At 60.5% G+C, this 16,054-nt stretch carries 15 protein-coding genes; 4 read left to right on the forward strand and 11 right to left on the reverse strand.

Features of this window, described 5'->3' with window-relative positions:
• Positions 1-87: 87 nt before the first annotated feature.
• Positions 88-2,316, reverse strand: coding sequence for a polyphosphate kinase 1 (gene ppk1 / locus ACM6IK_RS19135; protein ID WP_414875588.1), 2,229 nt, complete (start codon positions 2,314-2,316; stop codon positions 88-90).
• 18 nt (positions 2,317-2,334) lie between these two features.
• A complete protein-coding gene (gene hemB, locus ACM6IK_RS19140; RefSeq protein WP_218431653.1) occupies positions 2,335-3,348 on the reverse strand; it encodes a porphobilinogen synthase in 1,014 nt (337 codons plus the stop codon).
• Positions 3,349-3,553: 205 nt separating this feature from the next.
• Here hemB and ACM6IK_RS19145 point away from each other — a divergent pair, with 205 nt between their 5' ends.
• A complete protein-coding gene (locus ACM6IK_RS19145) occupies positions 3,554-4,186 on the forward strand; it encodes a DedA family protein (RefSeq protein WP_414875589.1) in 633 nt (210 codons plus the stop codon).
• On the opposite strand, the gene ACM6IK_RS19150 is transcribed toward ACM6IK_RS19145, so the two are convergent.
• Positions 4,167-5,402, reverse strand: a complete 1,236-nt coding sequence (locus ACM6IK_RS19150) for a sterol desaturase family protein (RefSeq protein WP_414875590.1) — start codon at positions 5,400-5,402, stop codon at positions 4,167-4,169. The genes ACM6IK_RS19145 and ACM6IK_RS19150 overlap by 20 nt on opposite strands.
• Positions 5,403-5,517: 115 nt before the next feature.
• Between ACM6IK_RS19150 and elbB the strand changes: the two genes are divergently transcribed.
• A complete protein-coding gene (elbB, locus tag ACM6IK_RS19155) occupies positions 5,518-6,186 on the forward strand; it encodes an isoprenoid biosynthesis glyoxalase ElbB (protein WP_414875591.1) in 669 nt (222 codons plus the stop codon).
• A 119-nt stretch (positions 6,187-6,305) separates the two neighbouring features.
• On the opposite strand, the gene ACM6IK_RS19160 is transcribed toward elbB, so the two are convergent.
• The 5 genes from ACM6IK_RS19160 to ACM6IK_RS19180 all read right to left on the reverse strand — a co-directional run bounded on the left by ACM6IK_RS19160 (position 6,306) and on the right by ACM6IK_RS19180 (position 12,295).
• On the reverse strand, positions 6,306-6,761 hold the full coding sequence (locus ACM6IK_RS19160; protein ID WP_008048660.1) for a YaiI/YqxD family protein: 456 nt from the start codon (positions 6,759-6,761) through the stop codon (positions 6,306-6,308).
• Between the two features lie 123 nt (positions 6,762-6,884).
• Complete coding sequence (locus tag ACM6IK_RS19165) at positions 6,885-8,783, reverse strand: FTR1 family protein (protein WP_414875592.1); 1,899 nt, start codon at positions 8,781-8,783, stop codon at positions 6,885-6,887.
• A 162-nt stretch (positions 8,784-8,945) separates the two neighbouring features.
• On the reverse strand, positions 8,946-9,578 hold the full coding sequence (gene rhtB, locus ACM6IK_RS19170) for a homoserine/homoserine lactone efflux protein (RefSeq protein ID WP_414875593.1): 633 nt from the start codon (positions 9,576-9,578) through the stop codon (positions 8,946-8,948).
• 225 nt (positions 9,579-9,803) lie between these two features.
• Entirely contained in the window at positions 9,804-10,385 is a 582-nt protein-coding gene (locus ACM6IK_RS19175) for a mechanosensitive ion channel domain-containing protein (RefSeq protein ID WP_414875594.1), read from the reverse strand.
• Entirely contained in the window at positions 10,385-12,295 is a 1,911-nt protein-coding gene (locus tag ACM6IK_RS19180; RefSeq protein ID WP_414875595.1) for an ATP-binding cassette domain-containing protein, read from the reverse strand. The genes ACM6IK_RS19175 and ACM6IK_RS19180 overlap by 1 nt, the downstream gene beginning before the upstream one ends.
• 50 nt (positions 12,296-12,345) lie before the next feature.
• Here ACM6IK_RS19180 and ACM6IK_RS19185 point away from each other — a divergent pair, with 50 nt between their 5' ends.
• Positions 12,346-12,810, forward strand: coding sequence for a TIGR02444 family protein (locus ACM6IK_RS19185; RefSeq protein WP_414875596.1), 465 nt, complete (start codon positions 12,346-12,348; stop codon positions 12,808-12,810).
• Here the strand turns inward: ACM6IK_RS19185 and ACM6IK_RS19190 are convergent.
• On the reverse strand, positions 12,807-13,895 hold the full coding sequence (locus ACM6IK_RS19190; RefSeq protein ID WP_414875597.1) for an AlgP family protein: 1,089 nt from the start codon (positions 13,893-13,895) through the stop codon (positions 12,807-12,809). The two genes, ACM6IK_RS19185 and ACM6IK_RS19190, sit on opposite strands and share 4 nt — an antisense overlap.
• A 192-nt stretch (positions 13,896-14,087) precedes the next feature.
• Here ACM6IK_RS19190 and ACM6IK_RS19195 point away from each other — a divergent pair, with 192 nt between their 5' ends.
• The gene (locus ACM6IK_RS19195; protein WP_414875598.1) at positions 14,088-14,753 is read left to right on the forward strand and encodes an FKBP-type peptidyl-prolyl cis-trans isomerase; all 666 of its coding nucleotides are present in this window, start codon (positions 14,088-14,090) and stop codon (positions 14,751-14,753) included.
• Positions 14,754-14,814: 61 nt separating this feature from the next.
• Here the strand turns inward: ACM6IK_RS19195 and rsd are convergent, their stop codons facing one another.
• Both rsd and ACM6IK_RS19205 read right to left on the reverse strand, forming a co-directional pair.
• On the reverse strand, positions 14,815-15,273 hold the full coding sequence (rsd, locus tag ACM6IK_RS19200) for a sigma D regulator (RefSeq protein WP_414875599.1): 459 nt from the start codon (positions 15,271-15,273) through the stop codon (positions 14,815-14,817).
• 178 nt (positions 15,274-15,451) lie between these two features.
• Positions 15,452-16,003 (reverse strand): disulfide bond formation protein B, encoded by a 552-nt coding sequence (locus ACM6IK_RS19205; protein WP_414875600.1) that lies wholly within the window; start codon positions 16,001-16,003, stop codon positions 15,452-15,454.
• Positions 16,004-16,054: the final 51 nt, after the last annotated feature.

Below are 16,054 nucleotides of genomic sequence, written 5' to 3' on the forward strand. Positions count from 1 at the left end.
TGCTCGCGATGGCGTCAAGTCAGCCAACATTGATGTCAACTGACACTCCGCTATCGCGAGCAGGCTCGCTCCTACAGGTTTTATGCGTTAACGAACAGCCAGGATCGGGCTGCCCAAACGCTCCAGCAATGTCGCCTGGGCACTGCGCGGATTCTGGTTGCCGGTCGGTGTGTTCCGCACGTAACGACCGTCCGACTGCAGGCTCCAGCTGTGGGTGTTATCGGTCAGATACATCTCCAACTCTTTCTTGACCCGCATGATCAGCTTCTTGCCTTCCACCGGGAAGCAAGTCTCGACGCGCTTGTCGAGGTTGCGCTCCATCCAGTCGGCACTGGACAGGAACATCTGCTCGTCGCCGCCGTTGAGGAAATAGAAGACCCGAGTGTGTTCCAGGAAGCGGCCAATGATCGAACGCACATGGATGTTGTGGGAAACCCCGGTGATGCCCGGCCGCAGGCAGCACATGCCACGCACCACCAGATCGATGCGCACGCCTGACTGACTGGCCTTGTACAGCGCGCGGATGATCTTCGGATCGGTCAGCGAGTTGAATTTGGCGATGATGTGCGCCGGTTTGCCGTCGAGGGCGAACTGGGTTTCGCGGGCAATCATGTCGAGCATGCCCTTTTTCAGGGTAAACGGCGCGTGCAGCAATTTCTTCATGCGCAGCGTCTTGCCCATGCCGATCAACTGACTGAACAGTTTGCCGACGTCTTCGCACAAAGCGTCGTCGGAAGTCAGCAGGCTATAGTCGGTGTACAGGCGGGCGTTGCCGGCGTGGTAGTTGCCCGTGCCGAGGTGCGCGTAACGCACGATTTCACCCGCCTCACGACGCAGGATCAGCATCATCTTGGCGTGTGTCTTGAAGCCGACCACGCCATAGATCACTACCGCACCGGCCGCTTGCAGACGGCTGGCCAGTTGCAGGTTGGATTCTTCATCGAACCGCGCACGCAACTCGATCACCGCGGTGACTTCCTTACCGTTACGCGCAGCATCCACCAGTGCATCGACGATTTCCGAGTTGGCGCCAGAACGGTACAGCGTCTGGCGCACCGCCAACACGTGCGGGTCCTTGGCGGCCTGGCGCAGCAGGTCGACCACCGGGGTGAACGACTCGAACGGGTGCAGCAGCAGGATGTCCTGCTTGCTGATCACACTGAAAATGTTCTCGCTGTTTTGCAGCAGTTTCGGGATCTGCGGGGTGAACGGCAGGTATTGCAGCTCGCGCTGGCTGTCGAGGCCAGTGATGCTGAACAGCCGCGTCAGGTTTACCGGACCGTTGACCTGATACAACTCTGTCTCGCTCAGGTTGAACTGCTTGAGCAGGTAGTCGGACAGGTGCTTCGGACAGGTGTCGGCCACTTCCAGACGCACCGCGTCACCATAGCGACGGGAGAACAGTTCGCCGCGCAAGGCGCGGGCCAGGTCTTCTACATCTTCGGAGTCCAGCGCCAGGTCGGCGTTACGGGTCAGGCGGAACTGGTAGCAGCCCTTGACCTTCATGCCCTGGAACAGGTCATCGGCGTGAGCGTGGATCATCGACGACAGGAACACATAGTTGTCGCCTGCGCCGCCGACTTCTTCCGGCACCTTGATGATGCGCGGCAGCAAGCGTGGCGCAGGGATGATCGCCAAACCGGAGTCGCGACCGAAGGCGTCGATACCTTCGAGCTCGACGATGAAGTTCAGACTCTTGTTCACCAGCAACGGGAACGGGTGCGTCGGGTCAAGGCCGATCGGGGTGATGATCGGCGCGATCTCGTCGCGGAAATAGCGGCGGACCCAGGTTTTGAGCTTGGTCGTCCAATTGCGGCGACGGATGAAGCGGACCTGATGTTTCTCCAGCTCCGGCAACAGAATGTCGTTGAGGATCGCGTACTGGCGGTCGACGTGACCGTGCACCAGTTCGCTGATGCGAGCCAGGGCCTGATGCGGTTGCAGACCATCGGCGCCAGCCTGTTCACGGGCGAAAGTGATCTGCTTCTTGAGGCCGGCGACACGAATTTCGAAGAACTCGTCCAGGTTGCTGGAGAAGATCAGCAAAAACTTCAGCCGCTCCAGCAATGGGTAGGACTCGTCCAGCGCCTGTTCCAGCACGCGGATGTTGAACTGCAGTTGCGAGAGCTCGCGGTGGATGTACAGGCTGCTGTCATCCAGACCGGGAATGGCCACCACGGGCGCGGGCGCGGGCGCTGCGGTTTCGACGACCGCCGCAGGCGGAGCTGGCTCCAGCTCCGGCGGGGTCTCGTCGACTTGCGCCACCACAGGTTGGGCGTCTTTTACGGCAACTTCAGTGAGCACTTCGGTATTCATCGAATGTTCCTGGGAGGGCTATTTTTGCTCTCGTAGCAATTGAGCGGCACGAACGGCAAAGTACGTCAGGATGCCATCAGCCCCTGCACGTTTGAAAGCGGTCAGGGACTCGAGGATAACCCCTTCGCTCAACCAGCCATTCTGGATCGCCGCCATGTGCATGGCGTATTCGCCGCTGACTTGATAAACAAACGTCGGCACTTTGAATTCTTCTTTTACCCGGCACAGGATGTCCAGATACGGCATGCCTGGCTTGACCATGACCATGTCTGCACCTTCTGACAAGTCCGCAGCCACTTCGTGCAGGGCTTCGTTGCTGTTGGCCGGGTCCATCTGATAGGAGGCCTTGTTGGCCTTGCCCAGGTTCAGCGCCGAACCGACCGCATCGCGGAACGGGCCGTAATAGGCGCTGGCGTACTTGGCCGAGTAGGCCATGATCCGCACGTTGACGTGACCGGCCACCTCGAGGGCTTCGCGGATCGCCTGGATGCGGCCGTCCATCATGTCCGATGGCGCCACGACCTGGGCGCCGGCTTCGGCGTGGGACAGGGCTTGCCTGACCAGTGCGTCGACCGTGATGTCGTTCTGCACGTAGCCTTCTTCATCAAGAATGCCGTCCTGGCCGTGGGTGGTGAACGGGTCCAGGGCAACATCGGTGATCACGCCCAGCTCAGGGAACTGCGCACGCAGCGCACGGGTCGCGCGTTGGGCGATGCCTTGCGGGTTCCACGCTTCGGCGGCGTCCAGGGACTTGAGCTGCGAGGGTGTTACCGGGAACAGCGCCAGCGCCGGAATCCCCAGCTCGACCCACTTGGCGGCTTCTTCCAGCAACAGGTCAATGGTCAGGCGTTCGACGCCCGGCATCGAAGCCACCGCTTCGCGACGGTTTTCACCGTCCAGCACGAATACCGGCAGGATCAGGTCATCGACTGTCAGGACGTTTTCACGGACCAGACGACGCGAGAAATCGTCACGACGGTTGCGGCGCAGGCGGGTTGCGGGGAACAAACGATTAGCGGGGGTAAAGCTCACGGCAGACTCCTGAGCCCGCAGACGTGCGAGCGTGACAGTTATAAGCGGCCATTATGACGAACGTATTACAGTTATGTGCACGCTGCGACAGGTAGCCGCATTCCATTGTCGTTGTAGGAAATGTTCACGTCGAGACACATTTGGACACTTTCCTGAATGTGTCCGAAGGGTTAGGCTGCGCGTTCATTTCGCCAGCACCCAGACAATGCTCCAACAATTTCTGCATGACTTCGGCTATTTTGCCCTTTTTCTAGGGACGTTCTTCGAAGGCGAAACCATTCTGGTACTCGCGGGTTTCCTCGCGTTCCGTGGATACATGGATATCAACCTGGTGGTGGTCGTGGCCTTCTTCGGCAGCTATGCCGGCGACCAACTGTGGTACTTCCTGGGACGCAAGCACGGTCGCAAGTTGCTGGCGCGCAAACCGCGCTGGCAAATGATGGGCGACCGGGCGCTGGAACACATTCGCAAGCATCCGGATATCTGGGTGCTGAGCTTCCGCTTCGTCTACGGTTTGCGCACGGTCATGCCGGTGGCCATCGGGTTGTCGGGTTACCCGCCGGGCCGTTACCTGCTGCTCAACGGAATTGGCGCGGCGATCTGGGCCGCCGCATTGGCGGCGGCCGCGTACCATTTCGGCGCCGTGCTCGAAGGCATGCTCGGCAGTGTGAAGAAATACGAACTCTGGGTACTCGGCGCCCTGCTGGTCCTGGGCTTCGTGCTATGGCTACGCCGGCGCTTCAAGAATGCCCGCCTGGCCAGGCAGGTCTACGCCGACGAGCAAGCCATGAAGGCCGAACGAACAAAAATCGAAGGCCCTACGACGCCAATCGAGTAATGCGGTTTCTGCAACAGTAGAGACCGATGCCGCTCAACAGGCTGTAACTGAGCAGGCCGATCCAGCCCACCGCGCTGGCCGGCCACAACCCCACCATCGGGGCCAGCCATGCCAATGGCAGATTCGACGCCAGCCGCACCCACTCAAGCTTCAACGCCCACGGGCGATTCTCCAGGGCCACGCCCAGCACAAACAGACCGAACGCCACCGCTCCCCAGCCCAACACCAGGGCAGTGACCGGCAGTTTCGGCTCAAGATTCATCAAGTAGCTGCCCAGCGCGATGTAGGCGCAGAACTGCAACAAGACGTAGAGCTGCTGGCGCCCGTCCAGCGGCACCTCGAATTTGCGGAACAGGGACAGGTCCGGCTTGTTCATCGGGTATTTGGCCGCCACGTCCGCCGGGCGCCAACCGGTGCGCATGAACCAGATCCGCAGCTTGTCCCAAGTGCTCTCGGCACGCCGCGCATCTGCCCACAACTGCGCGTAGAACTGCACGTTTGCCCACACAGGATTCCAGCTCGCCAGCGGCGTGGTCACACCGAAGATCACCGGCTCGTTGTCGTCTTCTTCCTGGAACGAGCCGAACAGACGGTCCCAAATAATGAACACGCCGCCGTAGTTGCGATCCATGTAGAGAGCGTTCTGTGCATGGTGAGCCCGATGATTGGACGGCGTGACAAAGAACCATTCGAACCAGCCAAGCTTGGGAATGTGCCGGGTGTGCACCCAGAACTGGTAGAGCAGGTTCAGCGCCGCGACGCTGACGAACATCAGCAGCGGCACGCCGAACACGGCCATCGGCAGATAGAAGATCCAGCTCAGCAGGAATCCGGTACTGGTCTGGCGCAACGCCGTGGACAGGTTGTAGTCCTCACTCTGGTGATGCACCGAATGGGCGGCCCAGAGGATGTTGCGCTCGTGGCCCATGCGGTGCAGCCAGTAATAGCAGAAGTCATAGAAGACAAAAGCGAACACCCAGGTCCACACACTGTCGACCGACAGTTCGAACAGCGCCAGGTACTTGAGGGCGAACGCGTAGGTCACCAGCCCCACGCCTTTGGTCAGCAGCCCCGTGGTGGTCGACAGCACGCCGGTGCTGATGCTGTTGATCGCGTCCGCCACCCGATAATTGCTGACCCCGCGCCAACGGTCGGCCAGCAGTTCGACGGCGATCAGCACAAAGAAAAACGGCACCGCATACAGAATGAAGTCCATGACGCGCCCTGACCGGAATCTTGAGGACAGATGCTATGTGTAGCCGTGAATTAACCCTATGGCAACGAGTGACAAATTAGTGGACATTTAACGCCATGAATCTGGAGAAAAGCCCATGAGCAAAAAAGTTGCAGTGATCCTTTCCGGTTGTGGCGTGTACGACGGCGCCGAGCTCCACGAGAGCGTCATCACCCTGCTGCGTCTGGACCAGCGCGGTGCCCAGGTGCAGTGTTTCGCACCGAACATCGCGCAGTTGCATGTGATCAATCACCTTACCGGCGAAGAAATGCCCGAATCGCGCAATGTGCTGGTGGAATCGGCACGGATAGCCCGGGGCAACATCAGGGATATCCGTGACGCGAACGTCGATGAGTTCGATGCGCTGATCGTGCCCGGCGGCTTCGGCTCGGCCAAGAACCTCTCCAACTTCGCCATCGAAGGGGCTGGCTGCACTGTTCAACCGGATGTCCTGGCGCTGACCGAAGCCTTTGCCGAGGCCGGCAAGCCGGTGGGGTTGATGTGCATCTCCCCTGCCCTGGCGGCAAAGATCTACGGCCCCGGCGTCACCTGCACCATCGGCAATGACAGCGACACCGCTGCCGCGATGAACAAGATGGGCGCCACCCATGCCGATTGCGCGGTCAGTGACATCGTCGAGGACAAGGCACGCAAACTGGTGAGCACACCGGCTTACATGCTGGCGCAATCGATCAGTGAAGCGGCGTCGGGGATCAACAAACTCGTGGATCGCGTGCTCGAACTGACCCACGAAAACGACGCCTGACACTATTCAAAACTGTGGGAGCGAGCTTGCTCGCGATGGGGCCAGCACATTCAACATAGATGTTGCCTGTAAGTCCGCTATCGCGAGCAAGCTCGCTCCCACAGGGATCGCCACTGGCCTTAAGAATTGCGGGCCAGCCGGGTGAGAATCCGGTCCAGCGCATTGGCAAACGCCTGCTTCTCACGGTCGCCGAACGGCGCTGGTCCCCCACCCATTTGCCCCTGTTCGCGCAAATCGGTGAACAGGTTGCGCACCGCCAGCCGCTCTCCCATGTTCTGCGCATCAAACTCCTTGCCCCGTGGGTCGAGCGCCGCCACGCCCTTCTTCACCAGACGATCGGCCAGCGGCACATCGCTGCAAATCACCAGCTCACCGGGCACCGCGTGTTCCACCAGATAATCGTCCGCCGCATCCGGACCGCTCGGCACCACGATCAACTTGACCAGTGCCAGCCCCGGTTTGGTCTGCGGCTGTCCGGCCACCAGCACCACTTCGAACTGGCGTTTGAGGGCGAACTTCACCACCAGATCCTTGGCTGCCCGCGGACAGGCATCGGCATCGATCCACACTCGCATTGAATTTTCCTCTGTTGAAAAGCATCACGGGCAAGTCGGATCGCCGCACCGCCGCTCCCACAGGTTAACGCTAAACCTGTGGGAGCGTGGCTTGCCCGCGAAAGTGAGCGAAGCGAATGCTCTTTAAGAAACCTGCACCCGCTGCTTCTCAACCACCCGGCTACGGCCATACAACACGACAATCGCAATGATCGCCACAGCCTGGGCACTCAGCGAATACGCATCGGCATGGATCCCCAACCATTCAAAGTCAAAGAACGGCACCGGTCGAGTGCCGAAGATCCCGGCTTCTTGCAGCGCTTTCACGCCATGTCCGGCAAACACCACCGACAAGGCGCACAAAAGACCGGCGTTGAGGCTGAAGAACAGCGCCAGCGGCAGCTTCGCCGAACCGCGCAAAATCACCCAGGCCAGGCCAACCAGCAGCACCAGCGCCGTGGCCCCACCGGCCAGCACCGCGTTATGCCCCGCCGGACCTGCCTGCAGCCACAGGGTTTCGTAGAATAGAATCACTTCGAACAGTTCGCGATACACCGAGAAAAACGCCAGGGTCGCAAAGCCGAAACGCCCACCGCCACCCACCAGGCTGGTCTTGATGTAATCCTGCCAGGCCGCCGCGTGACGACGGTCATGCATCCACACGCCCAGCCACAACACCATGACACTGGCAAACAAGGCCGTCGCGCCTTCCAGCAATTCGCGCTGCGAACCGCTGACATCGATCACATAGGCTGCCAGCGCCCAAGTGCCCAGCCCCGCCACAAACGCCAACCCCCAACCGGCATTGACGCTGCGCACCGCCGCCTGTTGACCCGTATTGCGCAGGAAAGCCAGGATCGCCGCCAGCACCAGAATCGCTTCCAGACCTTCGCGCAGCAGAATCAGCAGGCCGGAAATGTAACTCAGCGACCAGCTCAAACCCTCGTTGCCCAACAGGCCGGCCGATACCTTCAACTTGTCCTTGGCCACGTCCAGGCGCTGCTCGACCTCACTCACCGGCAGGCCGTCCTGCAACGACTGACGGTAGGCCATCAGGGATTTTTCAGTGTCTTTGCGCACGTTGGCGTCAATGTTATCCAGCGAGCTCTCAACCAGCTCGAAACCTTCCAGATACGCCGCTACCGACAAGTCATAGGCCTGTTCATGCTCACCGGCACGATACGCCGCGATGCTCTTGTCCAGCGTGGCCGCGGTGTAGTCGAGCAGTTGTGCCGGGCCACGCTTGACCTGCGGCGGTTGTGCCCGCTGGGCACGGAAGGTCGCGGCGACTTGCGGGCCTTCGGCGGCCAGCAATTCGGCCGGGGTCTGACGAGCGAGGTCGGCAATGTTGTAGGTCTTTTCAGCCTTGGCCGTCGCCGGGTCGACACTGAAACTGGCGATATAGGTGGCCAGGTCCCAACGCTGACGATCATCCAGTTGATCGGCAAAGGCCGGCATGTCAGTCCCTTCGACGCCCAGGCCCAAGGTGCTGTAGAGCGCGTAGAGGCTCAGTCGATCCAGTCGCGTGGTGTCACGCAGATTGGATGGCGGTGGCGTCATGCCGACACCTGCCGGGCCGTCGCCGGCCCCTGCATCGCCATGGCAGACCGAGCAATGCTGGGCGTACAGAGGCGCGCCGCGCACCGGGTCCGGCGTAATGACCGGGGCCTGGCTGACTTCATAGGCCACGGCCAGCTTTGCACCGAGTTGCCGGGCCTGGCGAGTGACCTCGGCACCGTCCTGACGGGCGCCGATGGAATTTCCCAGCGCGGTCAGGCTTTGCTCCAGCGCGGCTTTTTCCGGTTTGGCCGGCATGGCCGCCATCAGACTTCCCAGCGTCTTGACCGACTCTTGCTGCGCGCGAAATCCGGCCTGGTCCGTGATGCTGCCCGTCTGCACCGTGTCCGGGTAATCCGCGCCGATGTAATCGAGCAAGTGCAGCGCCTGCGGCGCACCTTCGGCGGGGGCGGCCAGCAGTTGAACGCTGCACGCCGCGAACAACGGCAGCAGCAACCAGGCCAGCAAACGGGAGGGGGCAATCATGAATGAATCTCAATTTGAAAAACGAAGTTACATATTGTTAACGCCCAACAGGTTTCGCTCAAGCTTTGTTGGGGCTTCCTGCGAAATCGCGGGTTCTCCAAGGTACTGATACCCCAATGAAAAAGGCGACCTCATGGGTCGCCTTCCTGGGTTTCTGTCGGATTAGACCGCGGCTTTTCGCAACGTCGCCATGAATGCTGCCGCACCGATGAACAGTCCGGCAAAGGTCCGATTCATGCGTTTTTGCTGTTTCGGTGTGCGCAGCAGACGCAGCACCCTGGACGCCAGACCGGTGTAGCCAGCCATGACGATCAAGTCGACGCAGATCATGGTCACGCCGATCACCAGATACTGAATCAACAGTGGAGCATGGGGGTCGATGAACTGCGGCAACACCGCCAGCATGAACACCAGCGCCTTGGGGTTACTGATGTTCACCAGGAAACCACGGAACACCAGGGCCATCGGTTTGCCGATCTGACGCACAGCCGCGTCATCGCTCATATCGCTGGGCAGCGCACGCCATTGCTTGATCGCGAGGTAAACCAGATACGCTACGCCGAACCATTTGATCGCATGGAAGGCTGTGGCCGACGCCGTCAGAATCGCGCCCACACCGGCGCCGACAATGGCGATCTGCACTGCAAGGCCCAATTGCAGGCCCAGGGCATTCCAGTAGCCGCGCCAGAATCCGTATTGCAGACCGCTGGACATCGACGCAATGGCGCCGGCACCGGGGGACAGGCTGATCACCCAGCAGGCGGCAAAAAACGCCAGCCATGTTTGAAGCTCCATTTCACACCTCGACTCAGACTCGTGACAGATGTCTAAGCTAATGCGGCTTTGATTGGATGACTACCGATTTTTTACAGGACATGGCAACGACTAACTTGAGGCCCCCATCGCGAGCAAGCTCGCTCCCACAGGGAGGTCTCTGCTGCCCACAAGATTTGTGTTCGCTGAAGATCGACTGTGGGAGCGAGCTTGCTCGCGATGGCAATCTGTCAGACAACAGAAAACTTACTTCTCAAACCCGCTGGAAGGAAACACATCCGTGCCACGCCAGCGTCGCACCGAACGCTGGAAAAACAAACTGTTGGGCACTTGCACCATAGCGCTGCCAGTGCCGAGTTCTTCGGCCTCGACCAGCGTGGTGTAGAGGAGATTGATCGCCACCACCCGACCTTTGACGCCGGGCTTGTCGGTAGTGTCCACCAGTTCGACCACGTCACCGATGCGGAACGGGCCGACGGTAAAGATCAGGATCGCGCACAGCAGGTTCGACAGCACGCTCCACATGGCGAAAAACGCCACCGCCGCGACCGCAACGAAACCAGATAGCGCAGTCCAGAGCACCGTGGCCGATACACCGAGGCGCTCCAGCACGAAAATCAACGCACTGCCCATGATCAGCCAGCGCAGCCCCCCGCGCAGCGGCATCAGCAACTGCGGCGGAAACGGGTAGCGCTCACCGAGACGAGTCAGGCATTTGGCAACAAAGCGCTGGGCGAAGTAACCGGCGAGCAGGATCAGCAGGATTTGCACGCCAAGCCAGATCGGCTCGGCCCACACCGCCGGCAACGGCAGCTTGAAGGCGTCCATCAGGACAGCGCCTCCAGCTCCGCCTGCATGCTTTCCAGCAATTCCAGAGCTTCCATCCACGCTTCTTCCAGTTGCGCCTCACGCACCTTCAACTTGGCCTGTTCGGCCAGCAGATCACGCAAATCGTTCTTGCGTGCCGGTTCGTAGATGTCACTGTCGCCGAGGCTGGCATCGATTTTCGCCAGCTTTTCGTGGAGCTTGCCCAGCTCGGTTTCAAGCTTGTCAGCTTCACGCTTGTGCGGCGCCAGTTGCTGACGCAACGCAGCAGCAGCCTGACGCTGGGCTTTCTTGTCAGTCTTGTCCGGGTTGACCGGCGTGTTACTGACCGGGGCATTGCGCTGGCGATACTCCACCAGCCAACGGGTGTAGTCCTCCAGGTCGCCGTCGAACTCTTCGACCTTGCCGTCTGCCACCAGATAGAAATTGTCGGTGGTGCTTTTGAGCAAATGCCGGTCGTGGGAGACCACCAGTACCGCACCACTGAATTCCTGCAGGGCCATGGTCAGCGCCAGACGCATTTCCAGGTCCAGGTGGTTGGTCGGTTCGTCGAGCAGCAGCAGGTTCGGCCGGTCCCAGGCAATCAATGCCAAAGCCAGGCGCGCCTTCTCGCCACCAGAGAAATTCAACACCGGCTCGTCGATTCGTGCACCGCGGAAGTCGAAGCCGCCGAGGAAGTCGCGCAAGGTCTGCTCGCGCTCGGTCGGTGCCAGGCGCTGCAAGTGCAGCAACGGGCTGGCCTTGGAGTCCAGCGAGTCGAGCTGATGCTGGGCGAAGTAACCGACCACGGTGTTCTCGCCACGGGTCAAGCGACCGGCCAATGGCGAGAGCTCACCGGCAAGGTTCTTGATCAGGGTCGATTTACCCGCGCCGTTAGGGCCGAGCAAACCGATCCGCGCACCCGGGGTCAGTTGCAGCTTGACCTTCTCCAGCACGGTTTTGTCGCCGTAACCCAGACGGGCATCGGACAGGTCGATCAGAGGGCTGGAGATTTTCTGCGATTCACGGAAGACAAAATCGAACGGCGAATCGACATGGGCCGCGGTCAACTCTTCCATCCGCTCCAGCGCCTTGATCCGGCTCTGGGCCTGACGGGCCTTGGTGGCCTGGGCCTTGAAGCGGGCGATGTAGCTTTCCATGTGCGCACGTTGCACCTGCTGCTTCTCGTAGGCCTGCTGTTGCTGGGCCAGGCGTTCGGCACGGGCGCGCTCGAAGGCGCTGTAGCCACCGCGGTACAGGGTGATCTTGCGCTGATCGACGTGGGCCACGTGATCGACCACGGCATCGAGGAAGTCCCGGTCGTGGGAGATCAGCATCAGGGTGCCGGGATAGCTCTTGAGCCATTCCTCAAGCCAGATGATGGCGTCGAGGTCCAGGTGGTTGGTCGGTTCGTCGAGCAGCAGCAGGTCCGATGGGCACATCAAGGCCTGCGCCAGGTTCAGGCGCATCCGCCAGCCACCGGAGAAATCCCCGACCTGACGATCCATCTGCTCGTTGGTGAACCCAAGCCCGGCCAGCAACTTGCGCGCCCGGGCATCGGCGGTGTAACCGTCGGCGCTGTCGAGTTCGGAGTGCAGGCGGGCCTGTGCGGCACCGTCATGGGCCGCTTCGGCTGCCGCCAGGTCGCGTTGCACCTGGCGCAGGCGCAGGTCGCCATCGAGCACGTAGTCGACCGCCAGGCGTTCGAGGGTGTCGACCTCCTGGCGCATGTGGGCGATACGCCAGTCGGCCGGCAGGAAGCAATCACCCGAGTCCGGGTGCAGCTCACCCCGAAGCAAGGCGAACAGGCTCGATTTGCCGGCGCCGTTGGCACCGATGAGGCCGGCTTTCTGGCCGGCGTGCAGCGTCAGCTCGGCGTCTTCTAGCAGACGTTGCGGGCCACGCTGTAAAGTCAGGTTCTGAAGTCGAATCATAATGGCGGCGGAGTCTACCAGCTTCGCTCGCAACTGGCGCGAGTAGCACTATGTCCTCTGACCTGTGGAGCTTTTCCCTGACCATTTACGCCCGCCCGGGCGTTGAGCAGGCATGCCTGCAATTGCAGTCGGCGGGAGTCAATGTGTGCCTGTTGCTGTGCTGTGCGTGGCTGGGACAACGAGGTGTGGCCTGCGATGAGCAGCGCTTGCAGCAACTACGCAGCGTGGCTGTCGCCTGGGACACCGATGTCGTGCGGCCGTTACGGGCCTTGCGTACGCAATGGAAAACCGCAGCCTCGGAAGACGCCGGTTTGCATACCCTGCGTGAACAAGTGAAGGCACTGGAGCTGGAAGCCGAACGGCATCTGTTGTTGCGGCTGGAGAGAGCGGCGCAGGGTTGGCCGCAAAATGCCGAGACCGATCTATCGGCCTGGCTGGAAGGTGCGGCGGCGGAGGCCGCCCACCTGCACCGCGACGCGCTGCATCAGCTGCGCGTCGCGGTAACCGGCACTTAGGAAGCGCTGGTTGGGGTGGTTACAGCGCTCGAAGTTGCGGCAGGCGTTGGCGCTGGCGCGGCTGTCGAGGTAGTGGCTGCCGAAGCAGGTGCTGCTGGCGCAGCCGGAGCGACTGGCTTGGCAACCGGTGCTGTGGCTGGCTTGGCGGCAACTGGTTTTTTCACCGCAGGTTTGGCCGCTGGTTTTGCAGCAGCCGGTTTGGCAGCGGCTGGTTTCGCTGCAGCCGGTTTCGCGGTAGCTGGTTTTGCGGCTGGTTTAGCAGCCGCTTTTACCGCAGGTTTTGCTGCTGGCTTGGCTGCTGGTTTTGCAGCGACAGGTTTTGCAGCCGGCTTGGCAGCAGGTTTCGCAGCAGCGGTACGGGCAGCGGGTTTAGCGGCCGGTTTTGCCGCTGGTTTTGCCGCTGGTTTAGCGGCGGCGGTTCTAGCCACAGCTGGTTTGGCAGCAGCGGCTTTTGCAGCGGCAGGTCGTGCAGTGGCTGGTTTGGCAGCCGTGGTTTTAGCTGCAGGTTTTGCGGCGCTGGCAGCAGCCGGTTTTCTCGCAGCAGGTTTTGCGGCAGGTTTGGCAGCGGCAGTTTTCGCTACTGGTTTGGCAGCTGCCGGTTTTGCGGCAGCAGGCTTGGCCGGTGCTTTTGCAGCAGCCGGTTTGGCAGCGGCTTTCTTCGCAGGTGCCGCGGCAGGTTTGGCTGCACGCAGGGACAACGCCTTGCCGACAGCCTCTTGTACACGACCGACGCCCTGGGCCAGTTTCAGGCTTTCCTGAGCATCGCGCTTGAGTTGCAGAATGTAGCTGCGGGTTTCCGATTGACGATTTTTGAGGGCATCGAGCAGCTCCTCGAGATCGGCCACTGCGCCCTTGGCCTTGGCTTGTGCCTTGGCTTTTCCGGCTGCCGCAGCGTCCTGCAATTTGGTGCGGGATTTGTGCAGTTTTTCTTGCGCTTTTCCGCGCTGCTTTTCCAGCTTGGCGAGCAGTTTTTCAGCATCAGCCAAGGCTTCGGAACAAGCGGTTTCCAGATGCTCGAGCAGGCTGCTCGATAGTTGTTGGAGCAGGTGCAATGGAGTGTTTACTGGCTTCTTGGTGGCCGACATGGTTTACCTCCTGGCTGAAGTGAGTGCGGCTCATACTAGACCTCTGCTGCAACCGCCGCTAGGGCATGTTGACACTATCGAAAGCCCCGCGTTGCAATGGATCGAAAAACTTCTGCCTCGACGCAAAAGCAGTTCACCGTTGCGCGCATTCTCACTGGCATAATCGCCCGCAATTCAGGTCGGAGAGTGCCGATGTCGCGCTACCTTTTTTTATCGCTGTGCGTGTTTTTTTCGGTGGCCCAAGCCGCCACAACAACACAGGAAAATGAAGCCCACGATCTCGCTTACAGCCTGGGTGCGAGCCTTGGCGAACGCTTGCGCCAGGAAGTTCCCGACCTGCAACTCCAGGCACTGGTCGAAGGATTGCAGCAGGCCTATCAGGGCAAACCGCTAGCGCTGAAGGACGAGCAGATCCAGCAGATATTGACCGAGCATGAAGCCCGGATCGCCATGCAGTCAGCCGAGCCGCAAAGCGAAATGGCGCTGGAAAAGGAACAGCGTTTTCTCGCCACAGAAAAGGCCAAGCCCGGCGTGCGCGAACTGGCTGATGGCGTGCTGCTGAAGGAATTGACGCCAGGCATTGGTGCCAAGGCCGGACCGAACGGCAAAGTGCAGGTGCTGTACATCGGTCGCTTGCCCGACGGCACGGTGTTCGATCAGAACAGCCAGCCACAATGGTTCAGTCTCGACAGCGTGATCGCCGGATGGCGCAGCGCATTGCAAAACATGCCGGTTGGGGCGAAATGGCGACTGGTGATTCCATCGGCCCAAGCCTATGGCGCCGACGGTGCCGGCGACGTGATCGCACCGTTCACGCCATTGGTGTTCGAGGTTGAATTGCGTGGCGCAACCAACTGACAGCGCAAATGAAAAACGGCGTGCCTTGGCACGCCGTTTCAGGGGTCTTGCAGGAAGTGCTTCAGGCCTGAACCGAATCGACTTCCTTGTGGGCTGTGTGCAGCACTTCGATCAGGCAGTCTTCCAGTTCGAAGCGTTCATGCAACAGGCCACCCAGTTCCTTGAACTTCTCGGCGACACATTTGCCTTCGTCGCAAAGGTCATTGAACGCAAGCAGCTTTTCAGTGATGACATCGATGCGCGGGTAGATGGTCTCGGCGAGCTCCAGTCCACGCTTGTCGTTGAAGGCCTTGGCCTCCCCCGTCAGTTGTTCGTAGATCTCGAAATGCCCGGCTGATACATAATCGACCAGCACGCCGCAGAAATCCTGCAAGGGCTTGCGGTTCTCACCCAGCGCCTCAGGCTTTGCGCCGAGAGCGTCATAGGCCCCGATCAGTTCGTGCCGCTCCTGCAACCAGCGATCGATCAGCAGGTGCACTCCACCCCAGCGTTCCTGAGCATTCTGACAACTTTCGAGCATGGTGATCTCTCTTCCCTTGTGGGTCAGCTGCTCAACGCCCGTCGCCCTCTTGTTACGTCGGGGGCGATTTCAGGCAGAGCGTCATCGAGCAACATAATTCCAATGACACGTGCGGGCCAGATTATGCCCGCACGACACTGGCTTCAAGGTACGCAGGCGATAAAGTTCATACAAGTGTTTAATCGCCCGCAAAGGCCCGGTGCAACGACTCGCCGCTGAGTGGTCGCTGATAGCGGGTCCAGACCAGTCGTAACGACTGGTAAACGGCCAGAATCATCATCGCGACGAAGAACAGCAGGCTCCACTCGGTGAGACTCAGATCGAACAGCGTCCAGGAAATTTCCACACAATCGGCAGCGCCCTTGAACATTTGTTGTACGACGGATAGCCACGGAGAACTGGCCAACAGGTCCGCCAGATGGGTCGAGCACGTCGCTGCCTGTTCCGTCGGAAGGCTTTGCAGCAGGACCTGTCGCCACGCCGTGACAGTGCCGGCGAGGCTGCAACAAAGACTGAGCAGCCAATACAGAACGCTTCCGATGCGACCGGGTCCATGGACCGAAGCCAACAGGCAGACACCGGCAAAGAGCGCCATGCAAAACCGTTGCAACAGACACAATCCACAAGGTCGCAGGCCGACTGAATATTCCAGGTAGTAGGAAACGCCCATCGCCAGGGCGCCCGCAATGAAAGCCATGAAAAACAAGGAGCGTGAGCAGGCCAAAGACATGGCTTTTCCGTAAAAGTAGTGACAGGCCATTACGGTAGAGGAAAGCGCGAC

It is taken from the genome of Pseudomonas sp. IT-196MI5, assembly GCF_949767415.1.
Classification (GTDB): Bacteria; Pseudomonadota; Gammaproteobacteria; order Pseudomonadales; family Pseudomonadaceae; genus Aquipseudomonas.